A 21430-nucleotide genomic window follows, 5' to 3' on the forward strand; every position below is an offset into this window, starting at 1 on the left:
GCCCACCTCCGGACGGCGCCTCACCAGGCGACGGGATAACGCACCGGATGACCGCCGACCCGGTGCGGGAGCAACCCGAAGAGAACCAGCACAGCGGTGGCGAGCGCCAGCAACGGCAGGAAGACCACCGGACGCGGGGACTGCAGGACCACGATCACCGCAGTCGCCGCCGCCGGCGAGTGCGGCACCCGCGCGACCAGCATCGCCCCCAGCGCCACCCCACCCGCCACCGCCGCCGCCCACGGCCCCGCCCCGACCACCGCCAGCACCCCGAACCCCACCGCAGCCGACAACAACTGCCCACCCACCAGGTTCCGCGGCTGCGAGATCGGCAACCCCGGCGCCCCGTGCACCAACGCCGCACTCGCCGCCAACGGCGGTATCAACACCGCCTGGTGCAACGCGCCCCCCACCGCCACCAACACCAACAGTGCCCCCATGGCAAAACTCCCGGCCCGCACTGCATGCCACACCCGACTTCCCAGCGCGACGACGTTCGAGGCGACGGACATGCAAAGGCTCCCTGATCAGGCAGTACGGTCCACACGACCTTAAACAACCTGTTGACACTTCAAGAACCTCATTGCCCCAGAGGCAAAATTTCCCCTCACGCCCAGAAGCCCGCACCCGCTCTCCGACCTCCGGACCCGGAGCACGGCTCTCCTAAAGCCGGTGTCGCAGGTTCGAATCCTGCCTGGGGCACGAGCGCGACCGCAGGCTCCCACCCACCCGGGTCGAGGGGCCTGCGGCGTTCTCCGCGGCCGGTTTCCGGGTTCGGAGCACTCGGGGTAGTCCGTACCGGCGGGGTGCCGGTTTTCAGCGGCTTCTGCGCGCTGCACCGTCCGGCCAGACGACGGTGACCGGCAGGCCGGCCGTGCGCGCGTCCGTGACGGTGGTGGCGGTGCCACCGCGTCCATTGCCCGGCCGGCCGTCCCAGACGGCGACGAGGTGGTCGGCGCGACGGAGCAGTTCCGCGTTGGCGGCCTCGTACGCCTCGCGGTCGGCCTCGGTGTGCGGCATCACCACGACCTCGGTGGCGGCCTGGTGGAGGCGGTCGAACTCCTCGGCGTAGCTCGGCTTGACCACGGCCTGCCGGTAGTCGGCTGACGGGACCACCACGACCAGCTTTCCGCCGAGCGACAGCACCGCGTCCGCGAAGATTGCGTCGGCGCCCTTCGCGATGCAGGACACGCCGGTGAGGCCGTCGGCGGTGTGCTCGGCGAGCACCGCCTCGAGGGCTTCGCGGACCAGCGGGACGCTCTCCTCGGTGAGGTCCATGTGCCCGGTGACGGCGACGACGGTCATGCCCGTTCCCCTTCGGTCAGTTCGCCAGTAGCTCGCGGATGCTATCGCGGGCCTCCCGGACGGCGGGGTTCGTCGAGTGGCCGACGGTGTACTGGTAGAGGCCGCAGAGTTGGGTCCGGACGCGGTCGGACTTGGTGAGTGCGGCGGCGGCCACGGCCTGCCGGGTCTCCTCCACCGCGGCGGTGATGTCGCCGGCCAGGAACAGGGCCTCGGCGAGGCCGATCCGGTCGAGCGCGTGGGAACGGCCCGCCTCGGCCCCTCGTGCGGCCAGGGCGGACCGGATGTGCTGGGCTGCGGCGTCGGCGTGGGTGTGCGGGTCGGTGCGGGCGAGGTCGAGCAGTCGGCCGCCGGTGACTCCGGAGATCTCGGCCTGGTCGAAGTAGGCGATCCAGTGCGGTTCGTCGTCGGTGGGGCGGGCGGTGGACAGCTCGTCCTCGGCCTGACCGGTGGCCCGGCGGAAGGCCGCCACCCGCCCCATCGCCGCGTAGGCCCATGCCTCGCGGGTCCGCAGCATGGCCCGGACGCGTGGGCCGGCGTGGCCCTGGCTGCCGTCCTGGGCGAGCCGGACCAGTTCGAGGGCGTCACCCGGGCGGTCGGTGCAGAGCATCTGGCGCGCCATGCCGGCGAGGACGTTCGCGCCGAACGCCCGGTCACCTGCCTCGTGAGCGGAACGGAGGGCGAGCCGGTAGTAGTCCTGCGCGCGGCGCTGGTACCCGGAGTCCCACATCATCGTGGCGGCGGTGCCCGCCAACTGGGCCATCACTCCGTACAACCGCTGCTCGATCTCGGGGAGCTGGTGGTCTTCGAGGGCCGCGGCGGTGTCGTTGAGCTGGCCGAGGACGGCCTTGGCCCGCAGGCCGCCGCCGAACCGGTGGTCCCACTGCCGGAAGGCCACGGCGGAGTGTTCGAGCTGGACCACGTCATGTCGGCCGAGCCGTCCGGGGCGGGCCCGCTCCGACGCGGTGGCGGGTGTAGCGAGCCACCCTTCGAGCGGGTCCAGGAGGGCGGTTCCGGTGATCGCGGCGGCGGCCAGCAGGCGCGCGGCGGTACGTCTGTCCATGGCGAGGTCAGTTCTCGTGAGGCGGGTGGCGAGTGCTGTGGTCACCTCCGGCCGCCACGGGAAGTCGCCGTCCGGAAGGCTGGTCTCGGCCGGTCGCCGGGGCTGTCCGGTGTCGGACTCCCACGGGCGCGGTGCCAGTCCGAGACAGTGGCCGGGCGCTCCCAGACCGTCGGCGATCCGGGCGATCACCTCGTAGGACGTGATCCGCTTCGCCGGGTCGGACATGATCGTGGAGACCTTGCCCGGAGTGAGCCGGCAGGCCGCAGCGATCCTGTTCTGCGAGTACCCGCCGTACTTCTTGATCAGCCCGAAGGCTGCGGCGAAGTCGTGCTCACCGAGCGCCAGGCGGAGGTCTTCGCGCGCCAGTAACTCGGCAGACAGCAAGGGGCCGTGGGTCGGGCCTGGATGCGTCATCGGGCAGTACCTTCGGTGGGGATCATAACGGGATACAGATCATCAAATACCGCTCCGTGGACCAGTATTACCGTCCAGGTAACACCTCGCGGGCATCGTGCGGAATCAGTACCGGATCGATCCTTCTTGTACGCGCTGCACAGCGCGGTCCGAGATTTCGGACCCGAAAGGGCGACATCGCCGCCGGCCGAAAGCAAGTGCCGGTGGTGGCGCCGCCCGATCCGATCGGGACAGGGGGTCGCATGTCCGCCAGCGTTGCCGCTAGGCCCGCCGGGCCTTCGAGCCGTGGGCCTTTCGAACCGGTGGTCGTACAGCGGCAGGACAGCGGGTGCCACGTGGTGCTTCCGTGCGCTGCGGAGTCCGCTTCGTCCGCACGGCGGCTGGTCGAGTCCGCGTTCGCCGCCTGGTCGGGTGCCGAGCTGGTGCCCACCGCGACGTTGCTGGTCACGGAGTTGGTGGCCAACGCGGCAGAGCACACGGGGTGCCGGCGGGTCGGGGTCGCGGTGCGGCGTCGCCCTTCGGTGCTGTGGGTCGGGGTGCGGGACTCGTCGGGCGAGCTGCCCGTCCTGATGGATCCGGCTTCCGAGGCGGAGTCCGGTTACGGCCTGGGGCTGGTCGAGGCGCTCTCCCGGCGCTGGGGCGTGGAGAGCACGCCGTGCGGCAAGTGGGTCTGGTTCGAGCTGGGGCTGGAGGAATCGTGAGCGGTCGGTACGCCGCGGGCGGCCGCCGTCGAGGGGATCGTGACGACCCGGCCGATGCCGCCATGACCTTCCTGTGGCTGCTCGGAAACCTGGGCACCGTCCTCGTGCTCGGGACGGCTGCCTTCCTCCAGGTGGGTCACGGCCGGGCGGAACCGGTAGCGGCACTGTCCGCACCGGACCGCGAAGTGCCGCTGTGAGCCGCACGTGACGACTCCCCGGGCTCGGCGGTGCAGCCGGGGGCCGGGGCACCAGTCGGCGGCGGGTTCCTCCCGCCCCGTCCATCATCAAGGGAGGTGATCGGCATGCAGGAACTCACCCCGCTCGACGGCGAGCCGGAGGGGGAGACCGTGGTCCTCGGGGACGCGGCGCTCCTGACCAAGGGCAGCTCGAACAACAGCGTCGAGGGCAAGCGCTCCCCGTACGACGCCGGCTGACGGTCGGCGGCGCGGCGGCACCTCCCCATCCCGGTGCCGCCGCGCCGCTGGTGGAACACAGGTCACGGAGTTGATCCCATGTGGTGGTTCGGAGGGACGCCCGGTCGAAGTGCCGGAGCCCCTGTGGGTGCGCAGGTCGTGTGGCGGGGACCAGCTCTCTGGTCGGCCGGGGTGTCGGTGCGTCAGGTGCGCGGTGCCGACGGGCTGCGGCTGGCGGTGTTCGGGCCGTGCGGTGCGACCGATGCGGAACTGGCCTGCCTCGCCACGGTCGCCGAGATCGACGCCGTGGCCACCGCTTGGTCCGGCGCGTACACGCTGGTGCTGGACGACGGGCACGGCGCGCTGACGGTGTGGGCGGACCCCGCCGGAGCGGCCCCCGTCTACGTCACCCGTACGGCCAACGGCCCGGTGTGGGCGTCGAGTTCGCTCGCACTGGCCTCGCTGATCGGCGCGGTCCCGGACACCGCATGGCTGGCCGCCCACCTGGCCGACCCCACCACCTGGGTGCCCGACCGCTCGGCCTGGGCCGATGTGGAGCAGATCCCGCCGGGGCACCGCTGGACGGCAGCCGAACGCGGGGCCTGCACGATCGCGCCGTTCTGGTGCCGCCTCGAACTGGCCTGGCCCGACGCCGTGCGGCGGCTCCGTGACGACCTGACCGGTGCGGTGGCGGTCCGGGTCGCGGACCGGGTGGTCTCCTCGGACCTGTCCGGCGGCCTGGACTCCAGCACCCTGACCGTCCTGGCCGCGAAGCACGGGCCGGTGACCGGCTTCACCTACCACCCCGAGGGACGCGAGGAAGGCGGCGACCTCGACCACGCGCGCGTCGTCGCCGGTGCCGTCCCCCGCATCCGGCACCGGCTGATGGCCTTGGGACCCGAACACCTCCCGTTCGCCGGCCCCGGCACGCTCCCGCCCACCGACGAACCCGCCCCGTCCGCGATCACCTTCGCCCAGTTCGACGCACAGTTGAGCGACTTGGCATCGGACGGTGTCAGTGTGCACCTGACCGGAGACGGCGGCGACTCCCTGTTCATGCCGCCCCCGACCCACCTGGCGGACCTCGCCCGCTCCGGCCGCCTGCTGCGCCTGGCCCGCGACGCCCAGACCTGGGCCCGGCTGTACCGGACGAGCCCGTGGGCCGCCGTGGCCTCCGCCGTGAGCGACCCCGGCAAGCTCGGCACCGCCGTGGCGATGCCCTGGCTCACCACCGACACCCGCGACCTTGCCGCGTCCGTCACCGCCGCGCACCGCGACACGGGCGGCCTCGGCCACGCGGACGCCATGCTGCTCCAAGAGGTCCGCTACGTCGGCCGCACCGCCGCGACGGAGAACCAGCTCGCCGCCGCCCACGGCGTCACCATGCACAACCCCTTCACCGACACCCGCGTCCTGGAGACGGTCCTTGCCGCGCCCGCTGCCGACCGCTGGTCGGCCCGGCGCTACAAGCCGATGCTGTCCGACGCCGTCGCGGGCCTGCTCCCGCCCAGCGTCCTCGGCCGGGGCGCGAAAGGCGTCTTCACCGCCGACCACCACCACGGGCTGCGCGCCAACAAGGCCGCCGTCCTGGACCTGGTGGACGGCCACCTCGCCGCCCTCGGCCTGCTCCGCCCCGCCGCGCTGCGCTCGCTGCTGCGCAACGCCGTCCTCGGAGCGGACATCCCGTGGGGTCTGATCGAACCCGTCCTCGGCACCGAACTGTGGCTCCGCGCCGCCGAATCGGCCGCCCGGACGATCCGCTGGGAGAGCACCGCATGAGGCCGCAACCGACCGCCGACACCGTCACCGCACTGACCCGCCACGCGGGCGTGGTCGTCAACTACCGCACCGGCACGACCGTCCTCCTCACCGGTGACGCGCTGGACCGCTGGCTCACCGCCCTCGAAGGCAGCCCCGCACCGGCCCCGGTGCCGGTCCCCGACTCGACTGTCTCCTGGGGCACCGGTGAAGTGCCGGTCCGCCTGCCCGCCCTCGAACAGCCCCCGCTTCACTGGCGTCTGGCGGCAACCGCCGTGTTGGCAAGCGTTCTTGCCGCCCGTACGCTCGGCCCCCGCGCGGAGCGGTTCGGACGGCTTCGCCACCTCGCCGAGACGGGCAACGCGCTGCCGCCCCCGTCCGCCCGGCACGCGCGCCTCGCGGTGCGCTCCGTGCGCTGGGCCGCGCGGAACGTTCCCGCGCGGGTGGCCTGCCTGGAAGAGTCGGTCGCCGCGGTGCTGCTGCTCGCACTCGGCGGACGCGGCGGAGCCTGGCGTCACGGCATCGCTACCGACCCGATCCGGCTGCACGCCTGGATCTGCGACGGCGACGGCCGACCGGTCGAAGAACCGGCACACACCGCCCACTACACCCCGATCAACCCCCGCCCCCGACCTTGAACGAGGCACCCGTGACCCGCACCCCGCTCGTCCTGCTCGACGGCACCCGCGTCAGCCTGGCCGCCACCAGCCGCGACCACCTGGAGGACTACCACCGCTGGGAGAACGACCCCGGCACCATCCTCGGCTTCGGCACCCAGGTCGCCCAGTCCTGGGAAGTCCGCGCGGCCGGCTGGGAGGCACAGGGCCGCAACCGCAACTACCCGCAGTTCGAGGTCGTCGACGCCGCCGACCACACCCCCCTCGGCGTCACCACGCTCTCGATCGACCCGGCCGTCCGCACCGCCGAGTTCGTGGTCCTCCTCGCCCCCGAAGCGCGCGGGAAGGGCTTCGCCGCCGAAGCCACCGCGCTCACCCTGCGCTGGGCCTTCGAGTACGCCGCCCTGCGCATGGTCTGGCTCAAGGTCCTGGAACCGAACACGGCGGGCATCGCCGCCTACCGGAAGGCCGGGTTCCAGCCGGCCGGCCGCCTGCGCCGGTCCGGGTACTGGCTCGGGCGGGACTGCGACGAACTCCTGATGGACGCCACCGCGGAGGACTTCACAGCGTCCTGACCACCTCACGTTCGACCAACAGCCAGGGGTGGAGGAACGGAGTGAGAGACAGGAGAGCAGTTCGGCGACAGCGGGCGGGATGCCCACAGCTTGTGGACATCCCCGAGGTGACAGCTCGCGGGTGCCCGGAGCACTGACACCTACGGCGGTCCTCGGTGACCCGTCTCGACATGCGGATCCGGTGCACGCGGAAGCGGGAAGCACTGTGGAGCACTGCGCACCAGCGAAGGGCGTTTATGCAGGTCATGGCTAGTGTGGATGGTAACGCCCCAGATCAGGGACCCGCCCTGGAAGATCTCCTGAAGCCGGTGTCGCGGGCTCGGGCCCGGCGCGCGAAGGGGCCTGTTCGCACGGGATGCAAGTGGGGCTGTCGCGGGTGGCGGGGGCCGCCGGCGGTGGGGGCCTGGGTGGGTTGTGCTTCCCTGCCTGGTGGTTTGCAGTCCGGCGTGCCGGGTGTCGGGCGGTGGCCGGGTGTCTGGGCGGGGTGGCGGGGGTCGCTCGTACGGGGGACCCGTCCGGTCGGCGGGTTACCCGTTCCGGGGCTTTCGGTGGGGCGGGTGTCGGGCCTGCGTCACGTGCCTGCCGGGGCCGGGCGGTGGGCGATCGGGAGTGTGTCGCGGGCGGAGCGCAGGGCGGCTCGGGCGCGCTGGGCTCCGGCCCGGACGGCGGCCGAGCCGGTGCCGACCGCGATCGGCCTGGGGGCCAGGCCCGCGCAGGGGCCGCAGATGCCCGGGTTCGGCACCGGGTCATGGCACTTGGCGCACTCGGCGTAACTCGACCTCGGCCGGGCCGACTTGGCGGCTGCGATCGCCGGGGTCTCCGGGAGCAGGCCCGGTTCGGGCGGCATCTTGCGCGACAGGCGGTCCCGCAGGACGGCCGCCGCCGAGTACATGAACGCCGGCAGGCCGGGCACCAGGGCCCGCGACAGGTCCTCGGGGGTGCTGCCGCGTCGCACCCACTCCGCCACCAGCGGGGCCAGCTCCAGCGCCTCCACCTCGCCGATCCGCAGCCGGGGCTCCGGCCGGACCACCCGGTGCAGCAGGGCCGCTGCCGCCCGCGACTCGGCGGGCACTTCGGGCTCGGGGGCGGGCTCGGGGGCAGGGGCGGATTCCGGTTCCGGCTTCGGCTTCGGCTTCGGCTGGGGCTCGGCGGCGGTCCTGGCGGCCGGGAGGGAGGGTTTTCCCTCCCGGGTTTTCCATAGGACGTCAGGTGCCCCGGACCCGGGGCCGCCGGGACCCGGGGGGATGGGATCCGGCGCGACGTGCTGCGGAGTGTCGAAGAGGTGGGACTGGCTGATGATCCGTCCGTCCGGGAGCCGGAACGTGATGACCCAGTAGAACCCGGCCTTCTTCAACTCCCGGAGCATCCTGGCGATCCCCGCCCGGCCGTCCGGCCCCTGTTCGGCGAGCTGTCGGCCGTCCGCGTCGCAGCCGGTGGGGCTGGTGAGGATCTGGACCGCGAGCCCGAACGCGCCCTTGGAGAGCCCGGAACGTTCGGGCCGAAGCTCCGGGAAGGGGTCGAACCCGCGCATGCGCGCGCTACGATGGATGTGCATGGGGAGTCTGTTGCTCCTAGTGCCAGGCCCCGGGGTGTTGGTAGCACCGCCGGGGTCCACTATTTCGTGGTCTGGACACGGAACGTAACACACTCCTCACCCCTTGATCGAAGCGGGCGGATTCGCTCTCTCCTGGGTCAATGACGTTCAGGAAGAGAGGAATTGACGCCCTGTCGGTGGAATGAATCGATCACGGGACGTCACCGCCCCGGCCGCGCGGCTCAGCGGGCGAGAGAGACCGCGAAGGGCGCGAAGCCGTGCAGGCGCAGGACGTGCGGGACGACGAGGACCATGGCCTCGGTGGCGCGGGCCGTGGTGATGCCGCCGAGGTCCTCGATCCAGGCGGGCTGCCAGCCCAGGTCGCCGAGCAGGCCGGCGACGGTCCGCTTCGCGTCCGGGTCGTCGCCCGAGAGGTAGGCGGTCGGCGGGGCGGCCAGGGTCTCGGGGGCGGTCATGACCGTGAACAGCATGGTGTTGAGCGTCTTGACCACCCGGGTGTCGGGGAGGGCGGCCTGGAGTCGTTCGGCGAGGCTGCTGCCGGGGTAGCACAGCTCGCCGGGCAGGCCGTCGTCGGCGTCGCGGGTGGCGTTGGAGACGTCGACGAGGAGTTTTCCGGCGAGTTCGGCGCGCAGGTCGGTGAGGCGGGCCAGCGCGGTGTCGCCGGGCGTCGCGTTGATCACGATGTCCGCGGTGCGGGCGGTGGTGCGCTGGTCGGCGATGGTGGTCGGTGGAACGGCACCGGGGGAGGCGGTCTCCGTCGGGTTCCGGACGCCGAGGGTGACCCGGTGTCCGGCGGCGGAGAGCTTGGCGGCCAGGTGGGTGCCGACGCGGCCGGCGCCCAGGATGCCGATGCTGGTCATGGGGTGGTGCTCCTTGCGGTGGGAGGGGTGGGCGGGACGGGGGCGCCCGGGTCAGGCGAGCGGTGACAGGACGTCGAGGGCGGTGGCGTGGAGGCCGGGGGCGGCGGCCAGGAAGTCGCGGCTGCCCGCGGTCCAGGGCTCGCCCGCCAGGTCGGTGACGGTGCCGCCGGCCTCGGAGACCAGCAGCGCCCCGGCGACCAGGCCGGAGCGGACGTCGGAGAACTGCCAGAAGGCGTCCGTGCGTCCGGCCGCGACGTGGATGAGCTGCATCGTCGCGGGGACGGACACCCGCACGACCAGGCCGTTGACGAGCATCGCGGTGACCGAGTCGCCGATCCGCCGGAAGGTGCGCTCGTCCTCGCCGGGCCGGGCCTGGCCGGTGCCGACGAGCGCGGCGCCCAGGTCGGTCTTGGCGGACACCGCCAGCGGCCGGCCGTCGAGGCGGGCGCCGCCGCCGGCGACGGCGGTGTAGGTGTGGCCGGTCAGCGGCAGGTGGACGACGGTGAGCACCGGCCGGTTGTCGCGGACCAGGGTGGCGGTCACGGCCCAGTCGTCCATGCCGTGGACGTGGTTGATGTTGCCCTCGGCGGGGTCGACGACCCACCACTCCCCGGACGGGAGCGCGCCGCCGGCCAACTCGTCCTCGGCCCACCGCGATCCCGGCCGGGCCCGCAGCAGCGGCTCCCGCAGCACGTCCAGCACCGCGTCGTCGTTGGCGTGGATCTCCGCGACGATCTCGTCCAGGCTCACGCCCCGGGCGTGCGGGGTGTGGCGGTCGCGCAGGGTGCGGCCCGCGGTCTTCACCGCCGCGGTCACCTCGGGCAGGAGCGTGGTGTCGGCGGCGAAAGGCATGGCGGTGCTCATGGCGGTCTCCCTGGGGTCGAGGTGGGCGGGCGGTTCGTTCCGCGCCCGCACTTCGACGGTAGGCTTCCCGATCGTTAACAACAAGTGCATGCTGTTCACTCGTAGAGTTACTGCCATGCAACTGGATCTGAACCTGCTCACCGCCCTCGACGCACTGCTGGAGGAGGGCAGCGTCGCCGGCGCCGCGGCCCGCCTGCACGTCACCGCACCGGCGATGAGCCGCTCCCTGGGCCGCATCCGCAAGGCCACCGGCGACCAGATCCTGGTCCGCACCGGCCGCAGCATGGTCCCCACCACCCGCGCGCTGGCCATGCGCGCCCAGGTCCACGTCCTCGTGCAGCAGGCCCACCACCTGCTCTCCGCGCAGCAGGAACTCGATCTCGCCGCCCTGGACCGGGTGTTCACCCTGCGCTGGCACGACGCCCTGACCGCCGCCTGCGGCACCGCCCTGATCACCGCCGTCCACCGCCAGGCCCCCGGCGTCCGACTGCGCCTGCCGGCCGAACCCGGTTCGGACGACGCCGAGTTGCGCCGGGGCGAGGTCGACCTCGAATCGAGCTCCGGCGCTCCGGCCCTCCCCGACATCCGGCACCGCCTGGTCGGCACCGACCGGCTGGTCGTCGCCGTCCGGCCGGGCCACCCGCTCACCGAGGAACCGCTGAGCGTCGAGCGCTACGCGTCCGCCGAACACCTCACCGTGTCGCGCCGCGGCAGCCTGCACGACCCGATCGACGACGCACTCGCCGCCCACGGCCTCACCCGCCACGTCGTCGCCGCCGGCCCCACCACCGCCTTCGCCCTGCAACTCGCCCGCGACACCGACCTGGTCGTCACCCTCCCCGACGCGGTCACCCGCACCACCCGGGAACGGCTCGGCCTCACCACCCTGACCCCGCCGCTCCCCCTCCCCGACGCCCCCCTCCACCTCCGCTGGCACCAGCGCCACGACGACGACCGCGCCCACACCTGGCTCCGCGACCTGGCCACCACCACCGTCCGCGCCCTGTTCGCCCCACCCACCGGACCGTGACGGCCCCGCCGGCACCGGCCGCGGAGAACGCCGCAGGCCCCCCGACCCGGGTGGGCGGAGGGCCTGCGGTCACGCTCGTGCCCCAGGCAGGATTCGAACCTGCGACACCGGCTTTAGGAGAGCCGTGCTCTATCCCCTGAGCTACTGAGGCGGGGGCCCGCGGAGGGTCCTCGGCGAAGGTCCGGCGGGCGGGTCTTCGGCCTCGGGGTGCGGGCTCGTCGGTCGGTGGGGGTCTGCGGGTGTGCGCGACGGTTTCCCGGGCGGACATCCGGCCTGGCCTGGCCACTGACGTGAACAGCGTAGCGGATCGGCGTGGAGCGGCGGAGTGAACTACCCGGGCTCCCGCCGTCGTGGGGGTGCGAGCTGGGGTTTCGTGCTTCGCGGTGCCGGGCGGGGGCCTGCTCCCGCTACAGCGACGGGTCGGGGGGCGGTGCGGGCGCCAGTCGGGCCGGCGGTGGCAGGGGGGCGTGGCGCGGGCAGGCTTCGAGGGCCTGGACGGCCAGCGCGGCGAAGCGGCGGGAGGCTCTGACCCGGGCGGTGGTCGAGGCGGCGTGGATGCCCTTGTTGGCCATGAGGACGAGGATCAGGTCGTCCAGGACGAAGTCGGGGCGCAGGCGCCCGGCCTGCTGCGCCCGCCGGGCCAGTCCGGCGACCGCCTTCACCGTGTGGGCGCGGCCCGCGGCGGCGTCCGCCACCTCCGGGTAGCCGGAGAGGAAGGCTTCGGTGAAGCCCCGGTCGCGGGCGTGCAGTTCGCAGATCCGCTCGATCACCAGGCACAGGCCGCGCCACGGGTCGGGGTCGGCGCACCCCTCGTCGACGATGGCGCGGCAGGCGTGCAGTTGGTCGGCGAAGGTCTCGGCGAGCAGCGTCCGCTTGGTCGGGAAGTGCCGGTACAGGGTGGCGGGCCCCACCGAGGCGCGGCGGGCGACCTCCCGCATCGGCACGTCCAGGCCGTCGGTGGAGAACAGCGCGCGGGCGGCGTCGAGGATGCGGGCGCGGTTGTCCAGCGCGTCGGAGCGCCGGACCTGAGGCAGACGGTCGGTCACCGCTCTCACTTTAGCCAGCCGGACGGTGGCGTCCGTTACCGTCCGGGACGTGGGGAGCGGCTCGCACGCTCGACCGAAGCGGAGACCTGGAGGCCCTGTTGAAAGCGATCTCGATCCGGAGCTTCGGCGGCCCGGACGGCCTGGCCGTCGTGGACCTGCCGGTACCCGCGCCGGCGGCCGGGCAGGTCCTGGTGGCCACCGAGGCGGTGGGCGTCGGCGGCGTCGACACCGTCGTCCGGAGCGGGGCGCTGGCCGCCTACGGCTTCCGGGCGGGCCACGTCCCGGGCGGCGAGGTGGCGGGCACCGTGACCGCGGTCGGCGACGGCGTCGACGCGGCGTGGACCGGCCGGCGGGTGTGGGGCCCCACCGGCACCGGCGGCGGGTACGCCGAACAGGCCGTGGTGCCGGTCGAGCAGGTCGTCCCGCTGCCCGACGGCCTGTCCGCCGCGGCGGCGGTGACGCTCGGCGGCTCCGGCGCGGTGGCCCACTTCGGGCTCCGCCACGCCCGTTTCGTCCCCGGCGAGAAGGTCCTGGTCCGCGGCGCGGCCGGCGGCATCGGGATCATGGCCGTGCAACTCGCCGCCCGCGCCGGTGCCGCCGCCGTGGCGGTCACCACCTCGTCCGCCGGACGCGGCGCCCGGCTGCGCCGCCTCGGCGCGACCCACGTGCTGGACCGCAGCGGCGACGGCGGGGGGACGGCTCCCGCGGGCTACGACGTCATCCTCGACGTGGTGGCCGGGGCGGACCTGCCGTCCTTCCTCGACCGGCTCGACCCGAACGGCCGCCTGGTGGCCCTGGGCGCGGTCGCAGGTCAGCCGCCCGCGGACTTCGGCACGAGGATCATGGCGGCGTTCCGGAAGTCGCCGTCCTTCGCCGCCTTCAGCGCGGCCACCGTCCCCCCGGCCGAACTGAGCGCCGTGCGCGGCGAGTTGTTCGCCGCGGCCGTCCGCGGCGAGATCGAGGCGGTGGTGCACGAACTGCTGCCGCTGGACGAAGCCGTGGCAGCGCACCGGAAGATGGACGCGGGCGAGGTCTTCGGCCGGATCGTGCTGACGCCGTAGCCCGGCACTCCCGGTACGGGCGCCCCGGTGGGCTCCGAACGAACCATCGGAACGGTCGACGGCCGTGTCCGGTCCCAGTGGTACGCGCGTGACCTGGAGCGGTCCTGCACCCGGGCTGGCGCCGGTTCAAAAGTTGAATACCTTGCGAGCGGTTTATTTTCCGGGCCCCGATGTGAAATGTTGGCCGGGTCGCTCACAGGTTGGGGAAGGACCGCACGTGCTCAAGCAAGAACGCGCCCTGCAGACCCGTCGGACGGTGCTGGACGCGGCCGCCCGGGTGTTCGCCGTCAACGGCTACCTGGGGACGAGCCTCGCCCAGATCCTCGCCGAGGCGGGCGTCACCAAGGGAGCGCTCTACTTCCACTTCTCCTCCAAGGAGGAGCTCGCCCGGGCCGTCGTCAACGAGCAGTTCGCCCCCGCCGCGGACGGCGAGGCCGCCCCGCTGCCCGAGGGCCCCGCGCTGCAGGCCGCGATCGACCTCAGCCACGGGATCGGGCGCTCGCTGCGCGAGGACCCGATGATGCAGGCCAGCATCCGGCTGGTCATCGAGCAGGCGTTCACCGAGCCCGACCCCGGGCCCTACCTGCGCTGGATCGAGGTGATCGAGCAGCTGCTCACCGAGGCGCACCGGGTCGGCGACCTGCGCGCCACGGTCGTCCCCGCCGACCTGGCCCGCTTCGTGATCAGCTCCTTCACCGGCATCCAGCTGGTCTCCGGCGTCCTCGACCACCGGACCGAACTCTCCCGCCGGGTCGGCGACATGTGGGAGCTGATCCTGCCGACCGTCGTCCCGCCGCGCCGCCTGCACAAGTTCCGCGCCCGCCCGGAGACCCCCGCCGACGCCGGGACCGCCAGCGCCGACACCGCCGACGCCGACACCGCCTGACCCGCCGGGGACGGCCGCGGCCAGGGGGTGCGTCGGACGCCGCGGGGTCAGCGCGCGGTGCGCGGGCGGTCGCGGCGGGCGTCGCGCAGGACCGAGCCCCACCAGTCGAGTTGGTCGAGCATCGCCTGGGCGGCGGCGTTCGGTCCGTCCGGGTCGAGCGGGGTGCCGTCCGGGCCGAAGAGCGCGTAGTAGCGCGGGAAGGAGACGTAGTCCCGGACCGTGTGGGCCTGCAACTCGTTGAAGACCTGCCGGAGTTGCTCGATGGCGAGCAGGCCGCCGCTGGCCCCGCTGTAGCCGACGAAGCCGATCGGCTTGGCCTGCCACTGGGTGTGGTGCCAGTCGATGGCGGCCTTCAGCGAGGCGGGGAAGCTGCGGTTGTAGTCGGGGGTGACCACCACCACGGCGTCGGCGGCGGCGAGCCGGTCGGCGAGGCGGGCCAGCCCGGCGGGACGGGACGGGTCCGGCTCCAGGGCCGGTGGGACGGCCGGGAGTTCGAGCGGGAGCGGGATCTCGGCGAGGTCGACCGGGTCGACCGCGAACCGGCCGTGCCGTTCGGCCCGGTCGACGAACCAGCGGGCGACCACCGGGCCGAACCGGCCCTCCCGGACGCTGCCGACGATCACGGCGAGGTTGAGCGGCTGATCGGTCATGACCTGACTCCCTGGGACGGAACGGCCGCCCCGGACGGGGCGCTCCACCAGGCTCGCGGGCCCGGCAGCGGCCGGGGAGACCGCACGGAGGCTGGTAGTACCGGGGCCACCCTCCGTACGGGGCCGGGCTGTTACGTTCGAGGGGTGAGCGACAACGAGTTGGGGCTGTTCCTGCGCACCCGCCGGGAGGCCGTCACCCCGGCCGAGGTGGGGCTGCCGGCCGGTCCGCGCCGCCGGACGCCCGGCCTGCGGCGGGCGGAGCTCGCCACCCTGGCCGGGGTCAGCGTCGAGTACGTGACCCGGCTGGAGCAGGGGCGCGACCGCCACCCGTCGGTGCCGGTGCTCTCCGCCCTGGCCGACGCGCTGCGGCTGGGCACGGCCGAACGGGTCCACCTGCACCGGCTGGGCAAGGCGCTGGGCGGCGCCTTCACCTGCACCGGCGGGGCCGCGCCGAACCGCACCGTCCGCCCCGCCGTCCGGGCGCTGCTCGACCACCTCGAACCCGCCCCCGCGCTGGTGCTCAACCGGCTCGGCGAGATCCTCGCCTGCACCGCCGCCTACCGGCGGCTGGCCGGACCGGTCGGCCTGCTGGACGGCGAGCGGCCGAGCCTGGCCCGGTACGTCTTCACCGACCCCCGGGCCCGGACCGCCTACCCGGACTGGGCGCGGACGGCCGACCAGCAGGTGGCCGCCCTCAAGCAGGGCCCGGGCCGGTCGGACCGGCAAGTCGCGGCGCTGATGGACGAGTTGGCGCTCGCCGCGGGCGCGGAGTTCACCACCCGGCTGGCCCGGCTGCCCGGCCTGCCGGACGCCACCGGGACCGAACGGCTGCACCACCCGGAGGCCGGCGAGCTGCGGCTGGCCTACGAGACGCTCCAGCTGCCCGCCGACGACGACCAGCGGCTGGTGGTCCAGCTGCCCGCCGACCCGGCCACCGCCGCCGCGCTCGACCGGCTGGCCGGCCGCCACCCGGGCGCCCTGCGGGCGGTGCCCGCCTGACACCGCCCGCGCACCGCCGGACCGGGGGCCGGACGCCCGGACGGACGCCCGGACCCACCCGGTGGCCGTGGGCACCGCTCCGGGTGACCTACCGTGGAAGTCGCGCGCACCCGTGTGCCGCCCCGGCCAGTCGCTCCTGAAAGGCACCCACCTGTGAGCTCCTCCCCGGAGACCCCGTTCGCCGGACTCGGCAAGATCCTGGTGATCATCCCGACCTACAACGAGGCCGAGAACGTCGAACGGATCGTGTCCCGCGTCCGCGCCGCCGTCCCCGAGGCGCACGTGCTGGTCGCGGACGACAACAGCCCGGACGGCACCGGCAAGCTCGCCGACGCCCTCGCCGCCGACGACCCGCACGTCAAGGTGCTGCACCGCCCGGGCAAGGAGGGCCTCGGCGCGGCCTACCTGGCCGGTTTCCACTGGGGCATCGACGGCGGCTACGACGTGCTGGTCGAGATGGACGCGGACGGCTCGCACCAGCCGGAGGAGCTGCCCCGGCTGCTCACCGCGCTGCGCGGCGCGGACCTGGTGCTGGGCTCCCGCTGGGTGCCCGGCGGCGCGGTGGTGAACTGGCCGAAGTCGCGGCTGCTGCTGTCCAAGGGCGGCTCCACCTACTCCCGGCTGATGCTGGACGTGCCGATCCGGGACGTCACCGGCGGCTACCGGGCCTTCCGCAAGGAGACCCTGCTGGGCCTCGGCATGGACCAGGTCTCCTCGCAGGGCTACTGCTTCCAGGTCGACCTGGCCTGGCGCGCGGTGCGGGCCGGGTTCAAGGTCGCCGAGGTGCCGATCACCTTCGTGGAGCGCGAGCACGGCGCGTCCAAGATGAGCCGCGACATCGTGGTCGAGGCGCTGTGGCGGGTCACCGCCTGGGGCGTGGGCGACCGGGTCGCCAAGCTCACCCAGAAGAAGTAGGCGGCCGCCCTCCGACTCCACCGGCCGGTGACGATGGGAGTTCCCGGCCGGCGGAGCTTGCGGAGGTGGCGGCGTGACGGAGTCACTGCGACGGGCTGGACGGGACCCCGACCCGGGCCCCCGGCGGTGGGAGTCCGCGAAGGAGCGGGCGGCCCGCCTCACCGCCACCGCCAAGGGCGCCCCCGAGCGCTTCCCGCTGGTCGGGCGGGCCGTCAGCAACCTGATCCGGGTGAACCTGCTGGACAACGCCACCCGGCTGGCCGCGCAGGCCTTCCTGTCCGCGCTGCCGGCCCTGTTCGTGGTCGCGGTGTTCGCCCCCGCGACGCTCAAGCACAGCATCACCGGCTCGCTGCGCGAACAGCTCGGCCTGCAGGGCACCGCGCAGCAGCAGGTCCAGCTGCTGATGAACACCCCGCACGACGACAGCGCCAGCCAGAGCTTCGGGGTGCTCGGCCTGCTGGTCACCCTGGCGTCCGCGACCGCGCTGAGCCGGGCGCTCCAGCGGGTCTGCGAACGGGCCTGGGAGATGCCCAAACACAGCGCCCGGCTGGCCCTGTGGCGCTGGGTGGTGTGGCTGCTGGCGTGGCTGGTGTTCCTGGTCGTCCAGGTGCCGCTGCGCAAGGGCTTCGGCGCCGGCCTGTGGCTGGGCGTCCCGCTGACCTTCCTGGCCTCCACCGGCGTGTGGTGGTGGACGCAGCACCTGCTGCTCGGCGGCCGGGTCCGCTGGTACCCGCTGCTGCCGGGCGCGGTGCTGTGCGGCGTCGGCGAGGTCGGCTTCGGCATCGCCTCGCAGGTGTGGCTGCCGCACGCGATGTCCGCGTCGATCGACAAGTTCGGCCCGTACGGGGTGGTGTTCACCGTGCTGTCCTGGCTGATCGCGCTGTTCACCGCCATCACCCTGGCACTGGTGCTGGGCCGGGTGGTCTCCGAGGAGCCGATCGTGGCCCGCGCCCTCGGCACCCGCACCGAACCCGGCAGCTGGTAGCCCCGCGCCTCCCCCTCCCCCTCCCCCGGAACGGCCCCGGCCCCGGCCCCCGCCGCAGTGGACGGGGACCGGGGCCGGGGCGCGGGACCTGGGGCCGTGGGGCCGTGGGGCCGTGGTGGGGCCTCAGCCGAGGCGCAGCAGGCGGGAGGTGATGGACGCCGGGGCCAGGTCCGACTGGAGGACGACCGGCACCTCGACCCGGCCGTCGCCCTCGCCCGCCGCGATCGTGCCGACCTGGGTGCCGGCCGGCAGGGTGTGGGCGATCTTCCCGACCGGGGTCAGGGTCAGGTGCGCGGTGATGCCGTTCCAGCCCGCGACGGTCAGGTCCTTGGCCGCCACCACCGGCACCTTGCCGCCCACGCCGTCGTCCACGTGGCCGACCACGTCGCCCTGCTTGGCCAGGGTCTGTCCGGCCAGCGCGGTCTGCGCGGCGACGTTGATCCGCTGGCTGGGTGCCTGGGCGGCGGTGACCAGGCTCGGGTCCTCCTTCGTCGCGGGCTGGCCCAGCGTCACGCCGAGGACCATCCGCTGCACGCCGCCGATCTCCTTGACCGCCGCCCACATCAGGCAGGACTGGGCGGGGGTGGAGGAGCCGGTCTTGCCGCCGATCATTCCGTTCTTGCCCAGCAGCTTGTTGGTGTTGTAGATCCGCTGGCCGTTGAACCGGGTGTCCGGCTCGGCGATGACCTGCTTGAAGATGTCCAGCTGCATGGCCTTCTCGGCCAGCTTCAGCTGGTCCTTCGCGGTCGACTTGGTGTCGTTGCTGTACCCGGCCGCGTCCGCGTACGTGGTGTTGCCCATGCCGAGCTGCGCGGCGGTGTCGTTCATCTTCTTCACGAACTCCGGCTCGCTGCCGGAGTCCCAACGGGCCAGCAGCCGGGCCACGTTGTTGGCCGACGGCAGCATCAGCATCTCCAGCGCCTCGTACTCGGTGAGCTGCTGGCCCTCGGTCAGCGGCACCGTCGACTCGTCGTTGTTGCCCGACTCCTGCGCGGCCAGCTTGTCCACGGTGAGCACCGGGCCGCTCTCCCCCTTCTTCAAGGGGTGCGCCTGGAGGATCAGGTACGCGTTCATCACCTTGGTGACGGACGCGATCGGCACCGGCGTCTCCTCCCCCGACGCCCCCAGGCTGCCCACGCCCACCACCTCGGCCGCGGCCTGGCCCTTCGTCGGCCACGGGATGGTCGGCTGCTCGCCCCCGAAGGTGAACGAGTCCGCCAGCGAGAGCTTCGCCTTCGGCGTCGGCAGCGGACGCAGCAACTGCGCCGCGACCAGCACGCCCAGCACCACGGCCAGGAAGACGCCCCAGACCGTGATCCGCTTCACCGCCCGGCGCAACGGCGTCATCGGACGGGCGCTGAGCGACTTCAGCACCTCCAGCGCCTCGATGGTGCTCTCCGGCCCGGGCGCGGCAGGCGCCGGCGGCGGAACGGCGGGCGCGGCGGGCGCGGCGGGCGCGGACGCCCGAACGGGCGCGGGGACGGACGCGGCAGCAGCCGGGGCGGGCTTCGGCCCGGCCTTCGGCTCCGACCCGGGCGCCGCGGCCTCCGGGGGCAGCCGGAGCATCACGGTCTGCTCGGGACGGTCCTTGTCGACCCGCAGCGTCATCGTCGGATCGGGCTTCGCGGCGGGCTCGGCGTCGGAGCCGCTCTCGGCCCGCTCCGCGTCCTCGGCCCCGTCCTTGGCCCCAGCGTCCTCGGCCTTCGCCAGGCCCGCCGCCCGCAGGGTCATGGTCGGCTGCGGCCCGACCGGAACGGACTCCCCCTCCGACCCGCCCTCGCCCTTGGCCCCCGCGTCCTCGTCCTCGTCCTCTGCCCCAGCGTCCTCGGCCTTGCCCTGGTCCGACGCCGCACCGGCCTCCGCCAGGCCCGCCGCCCGCAGGGTCATGGTCGGCTGCGGCCCGGCCGGAACGGACTCCCCCTCCGACTCGCCCTCGCCCTCGCCCTCGCCCTCGTCAGCGGCCTCGGGCAGGTCCGTCAGCCGGAGCATCATGGTCGGCTCGGGCTTCGCGGCGGAACCGGAACCGGAACCGCCCTCGTCCGCCGGCGCGGCCTCGTCCTCGGCACTCGCCCCACCGGCGGGCGCAGCTTCGTCCTCGTCCTCGTCCTCGGGCTCAGCAGCAGGCGCGGCCCCGTCCTCGCTCCCCGTCTCGGGCAGCTCCGGCATCCGCAGCATCATCGTCCGCTGCGGCCCGGCCGGGGCGGCTTCCGCCTCCGCGCCCTCCCCTTCCTCTGCTCCCGCGCCCTCTTCCCCTTCGTCTTCCGCGTCCGGCGTCTCCGGCCGGTCCGGCAGCGCGGGTGTCGGGGCCGATTCCGTCTCGGATTCCGGGGTGTCCTCGTCCCGAGGGGTGGGACGGGAGTCGGTGAGGGCGGCGCTCGCCTCGGGGAGGTCGGCGGGGAGACGGAGGGCGGCGGTGCGGGTGTCCGCATCGCGGACGCGCAGGTGGACAGTGCCGTTGCCCCCGGCGCGCTCGCCGGGTTCGCGCGGGGTCTCCTCGGTCTCGGCCGACCGCGTCTCGCCGTCGCGCCGCTCGCTCTGCGGGGACTCGCCCACGTAACCCACTCCTCCTCGTCCGCCCGGCACCGCCGGTCCGATCACACAAGCTGGTTTTTTTCGGGCGGGTTCTCGGCCCGGCCCAGCACCTGTACAGTCTCCGGCACCGAGCCCGCAAGGGCCCGCCGCACCCCGCCCGACCGGCGGTTTTTCCTGCCCGTACGGGCTGTTGCCCGGTCAGACGCGGCGCCGTCGGACGGCGGTTCCAGCCTGCCCGGGCAAGGTCACGATTCGGAGGCGTACTCGACAAGCCTGTGTGAGAGGCGTCACCCTGTCATTCATCCACGCGGGGAGGCTTGGATGGGCAAAGGCCGTCGAACCATTCCCGAGGAGCTGCTGTTGCTCGCGCTGGACCCGGCCACGGGTACCACCGCACAGCCGCAGACCCTCGACCTCGGACTTGCCGGGGCGCAGCTCGTCGAGCTGTCCCTGGCCGGAAGGATAGTCCCGGACGGGGACCGGATCGCCGTGGTGGTGCCACGGCCGACCGGTGATCCGACACTTGACCACGCACTGGAGCTGTTGCGCCGGCGCGGCAGTCCGGTGCGCGCCGCGCACTGGATCGGTGGCCCGCGCCTGGGCCTCCGGCAGACGTACCTGGCGCACCTGGAACGGTGCGGCATGGTGACGGCTGTGGCCGGCCAGGTCTGCGGGGTGCTGCCGACGACGCGCTACCAGGCGTCGGACGACTGCACCAACGCGGCGATCAAGCAGCGGCTGGACACGGCGATCCGCACCGGCGTGCCGCCGGACCCGCGGACGGCCGCGCTGGCGGCGCTGGCGCACGCGGTCGGCCTGGGCAAGCACCTGTACCCGGGCAACGAGGGGCGGTCCTCGCGCTCCCGGCTGCGGGACCTGATCAGGTACGACCCGCTGGGCGGCATGGTGGCCCACGCGGTGATGGACGTGCAGAACGGTCTGCCCGCCCAGCAGCAGCAGGGCAGGTCGGCACCCGCGGGTTCGCGCGGTCCGGCCGGTCGTCCCGCTGCCGCGGGGCGCGGTGTGGCCAGTCGGGTGGGCGCGCGATGAGCGGCGCACGCCGTTAGCGTTCGGTTCGGCAGGAGGGCGGGGGGGGGGGGGGGGGGGGGGCCGGCGCCCCCCCCCCCCCCGGGGGCGCCCCCCCCCCCCCCCCCCCCCCCCCCCCCCCCCCCCCCGCCCCGCCCGGGGCCGGGCGGGGCGGCGT

Annotated in this window: 22 protein-coding genes and 2 tRNA genes; 14 read left to right on the top strand and 10 right to left on the bottom strand. The window is 74.0% G+C overall.

From position 1 onward, the window contains the following. Window positions 1-20: 20 nt before the first annotated feature. Window positions 21-512, bottom strand: coding sequence for an HPP family protein (locus ACIP60_RS11275; protein ID WP_282202321.1), 492 nt, complete (start codon window positions 510-512; stop codon window positions 21-23). 73 nt (window positions 513-585) lie between these two features. Here ACIP60_RS11275 and ACIP60_RS11280 point away from each other — a divergent pair. Beyond that, a tRNA-Arg gene (locus ACIP60_RS11280) sits at window positions 586-702 on the top strand. 114 nt (window positions 703-816) lie between these two features. Here ACIP60_RS11280 and ACIP60_RS11285 read toward each other — a convergent pair. Together ACIP60_RS11285 and ACIP60_RS11290 are read right to left on the bottom strand one after the other, a co-directional pair. Beyond that, window positions 817-1305 (bottom strand): hypothetical protein, encoded by a 489-nt coding sequence (locus tag ACIP60_RS11285; RefSeq protein WP_400682344.1) that lies wholly within the window; start codon window positions 1303-1305, stop codon window positions 817-819. A gap of 16 nt (window positions 1306-1321) precedes the next feature. Beyond that, entirely contained in the window at window positions 1322-2779 is a 1458-nt protein-coding gene (locus ACIP60_RS11290) for a hypothetical protein (RefSeq protein WP_400682345.1), read from the bottom strand. Window positions 2780-3114: 335 nt separating this feature from the next. Here ACIP60_RS11290 and ACIP60_RS11295 point away from each other — a divergent pair, with 335 nt between their 5' ends. The 6 genes from ACIP60_RS11295 to ACIP60_RS11320 all read left to right on the top strand — a co-directional run bounded on the left by ACIP60_RS11295 (window position 3115) and on the right by ACIP60_RS11320 (window position 6843). Then, entirely contained in the window at window positions 3115-3480 is a 366-nt protein-coding gene (locus ACIP60_RS11295) for an ATP-binding protein (protein WP_400682346.1), read from the top strand. A 62-nt stretch (window positions 3481-3542) separates the two neighbouring features. Further along, complete coding sequence (locus ACIP60_RS11300; protein WP_400682347.1) at window positions 3543-3677, top strand: hypothetical protein; 135 nt, start codon at window positions 3543-3545, stop codon at window positions 3675-3677. 105 nt (window positions 3678-3782) lie between these two features. Next, complete coding sequence (locus tag ACIP60_RS11305) at window positions 3783-3914, top strand: albusnodin family lasso peptide (RefSeq protein WP_106437696.1); 132 nt, start codon at window positions 3783-3785, stop codon at window positions 3912-3914. Window positions 3915-3992: 78 nt separating this feature from the next. Beyond that, window positions 3993-5672 (top strand): albusnodin/ikarugamycin family macrolactam cyclase, encoded by a 1680-nt coding sequence (locus tag ACIP60_RS11310; protein WP_400682348.1) that lies wholly within the window; start codon window positions 3993-3995, stop codon window positions 5670-5672. Then, entirely contained in the window at window positions 5669-6289 is a 621-nt protein-coding gene (locus tag ACIP60_RS11315; RefSeq protein ID WP_400682349.1) for a lasso peptide biosynthesis B2 protein, read from the top strand. Before ACIP60_RS11310 ends, ACIP60_RS11315 begins: the two co-directional genes overlap by 4 nt. Window positions 6290-6300: 11 nt before the next feature. Next, the gene (locus tag ACIP60_RS11320; RefSeq protein ID WP_400682350.1) at window positions 6301-6843 is read left to right on the top strand and encodes a GNAT family N-acetyltransferase; all 543 of its coding nucleotides are present in this window, start codon (window positions 6301-6303) and stop codon (window positions 6841-6843) included. A 571-nt stretch (window positions 6844-7414) separates the two neighbouring features. Here the strand turns inward: ACIP60_RS11320 and ACIP60_RS11325 are convergent. The 3 genes from ACIP60_RS11325 to ACIP60_RS11335 all read right to left on the bottom strand — a co-directional run bounded on the left by ACIP60_RS11325 (window position 7415) and on the right by ACIP60_RS11335 (window position 10122). Continuing rightward, window positions 7415-8398 (bottom strand): hypothetical protein, encoded by a 984-nt coding sequence (locus tag ACIP60_RS11325; RefSeq protein WP_400682352.1) that lies wholly within the window; start codon window positions 8396-8398, stop codon window positions 7415-7417. A 221-nt stretch (window positions 8399-8619) separates the two neighbouring features. After that, window positions 8620-9258, bottom strand: a complete 639-nt coding sequence (locus ACIP60_RS11330) for an NADPH-dependent F420 reductase (RefSeq protein WP_400682354.1) — start codon at window positions 9256-9258, stop codon at window positions 8620-8622. Window positions 9259-9309: 51 nt separating this feature from the next. Next, a complete protein-coding gene (locus tag ACIP60_RS11335) occupies window positions 9310-10122 on the bottom strand; it encodes an inositol monophosphatase family protein (RefSeq protein WP_400682356.1) in 813 nt (270 codons plus the stop codon). 115 nt (window positions 10123-10237) lie between these two features. On the opposite strand from ACIP60_RS11335, the gene ACIP60_RS11340 reads away from it, so the two are divergent. Continuing rightward, complete coding sequence (locus ACIP60_RS11340) at window positions 10238-11152, top strand: LysR substrate-binding domain-containing protein (RefSeq protein WP_400682358.1); 915 nt, start codon at window positions 10238-10240, stop codon at window positions 11150-11152. 78 nt (window positions 11153-11230) lie between these two features. On the opposite strand, the gene ACIP60_RS11345 is transcribed toward ACIP60_RS11340, so the two are convergent. Both ACIP60_RS11345 and ACIP60_RS11350 read right to left on the bottom strand, forming a co-directional pair. Further along, window positions 11231-11303 (bottom strand) — tRNA-Arg (locus tag ACIP60_RS11345). Window positions 11304-11559: 256 nt separating this feature from the next. Then, entirely contained in the window at window positions 11560-12198 is a 639-nt protein-coding gene (locus tag ACIP60_RS11350) for a TetR/AcrR family transcriptional regulator (RefSeq protein ID WP_400682360.1), read from the bottom strand. Between the two features lie 98 nt (window positions 12199-12296). Between ACIP60_RS11350 and ACIP60_RS11355 the strand changes: the two genes are divergently transcribed. Together ACIP60_RS11355 and ACIP60_RS11360 are read left to right on the top strand one after the other, a co-directional pair. After that, window positions 12297-13259 carry a zinc-binding dehydrogenase gene (locus ACIP60_RS11355; protein WP_400682362.1) on the top strand — a complete coding sequence of 321 codons (963 nt, stop codon included), beginning with the start codon at window positions 12297-12299 and terminating at the stop codon, window positions 13257-13259. Window positions 13260-13476: 217 nt separating this feature from the next. Beyond that, window positions 13477-14145 (top strand): ScbR family autoregulator-binding transcription factor, encoded by a 669-nt coding sequence (locus tag ACIP60_RS11360; protein WP_400682364.1) that lies wholly within the window; start codon window positions 13477-13479, stop codon window positions 14143-14145. Between the two features lie 47 nt (window positions 14146-14192). Here the strand turns inward: ACIP60_RS11360 and ACIP60_RS11365 are convergent, their stop codons facing one another. Next, entirely contained in the window at window positions 14193-14795 is a 603-nt protein-coding gene (locus tag ACIP60_RS11365) for an NADPH-dependent FMN reductase (RefSeq protein WP_400682365.1), read from the bottom strand. Window positions 14796-14939: 144 nt separating this feature from the next. Here ACIP60_RS11365 and ACIP60_RS11370 point away from each other — a divergent pair, with 144 nt between their 5' ends. From ACIP60_RS11370 to ACIP60_RS11380, 3 genes are all read left to right on the top strand, one after another. Next, window positions 14940-15794, top strand: a complete 855-nt coding sequence (locus tag ACIP60_RS11370; RefSeq protein WP_400682367.1) for a helix-turn-helix domain-containing protein — start codon at window positions 14940-14942, stop codon at window positions 15792-15794. Window positions 15795-15947: 153 nt separating this feature from the next. Continuing rightward, window positions 15948-16709 carry a polyprenol monophosphomannose synthase gene (locus ACIP60_RS11375; protein ID WP_400682369.1) on the top strand — a complete coding sequence of 254 codons (762 nt, stop codon included), beginning with the start codon at window positions 15948-15950 and terminating at the stop codon, window positions 16707-16709. Window positions 16710-16782: 73 nt separating this feature from the next. Beyond that, window positions 16783-17694 (top strand): ribonuclease BN, encoded by a 912-nt coding sequence (locus ACIP60_RS11380; RefSeq protein WP_400682370.1) that lies wholly within the window; start codon window positions 16783-16785, stop codon window positions 17692-17694. Between the two features lie 123 nt (window positions 17695-17817). On the opposite strand, the gene ACIP60_RS11385 is transcribed toward ACIP60_RS11380, so the two are convergent. Next, complete coding sequence (locus tag ACIP60_RS11385) at window positions 17818-20247, bottom strand: hypothetical protein (RefSeq protein WP_400682372.1); 2430 nt, start codon at window positions 20245-20247, stop codon at window positions 17818-17820. 300 nt (window positions 20248-20547) lie between these two features. Here ACIP60_RS11385 and ACIP60_RS11390 point away from each other — a divergent pair, with 300 nt between their 5' ends. Further along, complete coding sequence (locus ACIP60_RS11390; RefSeq protein WP_400682373.1) at window positions 20548-21276, top strand: GPP34 family phosphoprotein; 729 nt, start codon at window positions 20548-20550, stop codon at window positions 21274-21276. Window positions 21277-21430: the final 154 nt, after the last annotated feature.

The organism is Kitasatospora sp. NPDC088783 (assembly GCF_044750705.1).
Lineage (GTDB): Bacteria > Actinomycetota > Actinomycetes > Streptomycetales > Streptomycetaceae > Kitasatospora > Kitasatospora fiedleri.

Bases quoted from the DNA above. Each gene is read 5' to 3' on its own strand.
- ACIP60_RS11275 (WP_282202321.1), bottom strand. From the start codon at position 512: ATGTCCGTCGCCTCGAACGTCGTCGCGCTGGGAAGTCGGGTGTGGCAT.
- ACIP60_RS11285 (WP_400682344.1), bottom strand. From the start codon at position 1,305: ATGACCGTCGTCGCCGTCACCGGGCACATGGACCTCACCGAGGAGAGC.
- ACIP60_RS11290 (WP_400682345.1), bottom strand. From the start codon at position 2,779: ATGACGCATCCAGGCCCGACCCACGGCCCCTTGCTGTCTGCCGAGTTA.
- ACIP60_RS11300 (WP_400682347.1), top strand. From the start codon at position 3,543: ATGACCTTCCTGTGGCTGCTCGGAAACCTGGGCACCGTCCTCGTGCTC.
- ACIP60_RS11305 (WP_106437696.1), top strand. From the start codon at position 3,783: ATGCAGGAACTCACCCCGCTCGACGGCGAGCCGGAGGGGGAGACCGTG.
- ACIP60_RS11310 (WP_400682348.1), top strand. From the start codon at position 3,993: ATGTGGTGGTTCGGAGGGACGCCCGGTCGAAGTGCCGGAGCCCCTGTG.
- ACIP60_RS11315 (WP_400682349.1), top strand. From the start codon at position 5,669: ATGAGGCCGCAACCGACCGCCGACACCGTCACCGCACTGACCCGCCAC.
- ACIP60_RS11325 (WP_400682352.1), bottom strand. From the start codon at position 8,398: ATGCACATCCATCGTAGCGCGCGCATGCGCGGGTTCGACCCCTTCCCG.
- ACIP60_RS11330 (WP_400682354.1), bottom strand. From the start codon at position 9,258: ATGACCAGCATCGGCATCCTGGGCGCCGGCCGCGTCGGCACCCACCTG.
- ACIP60_RS11335 (WP_400682356.1), bottom strand. From the start codon at position 10,122: ATGAGCACCGCCATGCCTTTCGCCGCCGACACCACGCTCCTGCCCGAG.
- ACIP60_RS11340 (WP_400682358.1), top strand. From the start codon at position 10,238: ATGCAACTGGATCTGAACCTGCTCACCGCCCTCGACGCACTGCTGGAG.
- ACIP60_RS11365 (WP_400682365.1), bottom strand. From the start codon at position 14,795: ATGACCGATCAGCCGCTCAACCTCGCCGTGATCGTCGGCAGCGTCCGG.
- ACIP60_RS11390 (WP_400682373.1), top strand. From the start codon at position 20,548: ATGGGCAAAGGCCGTCGAACCATTCCCGAGGAGCTGCTGTTGCTCGCG.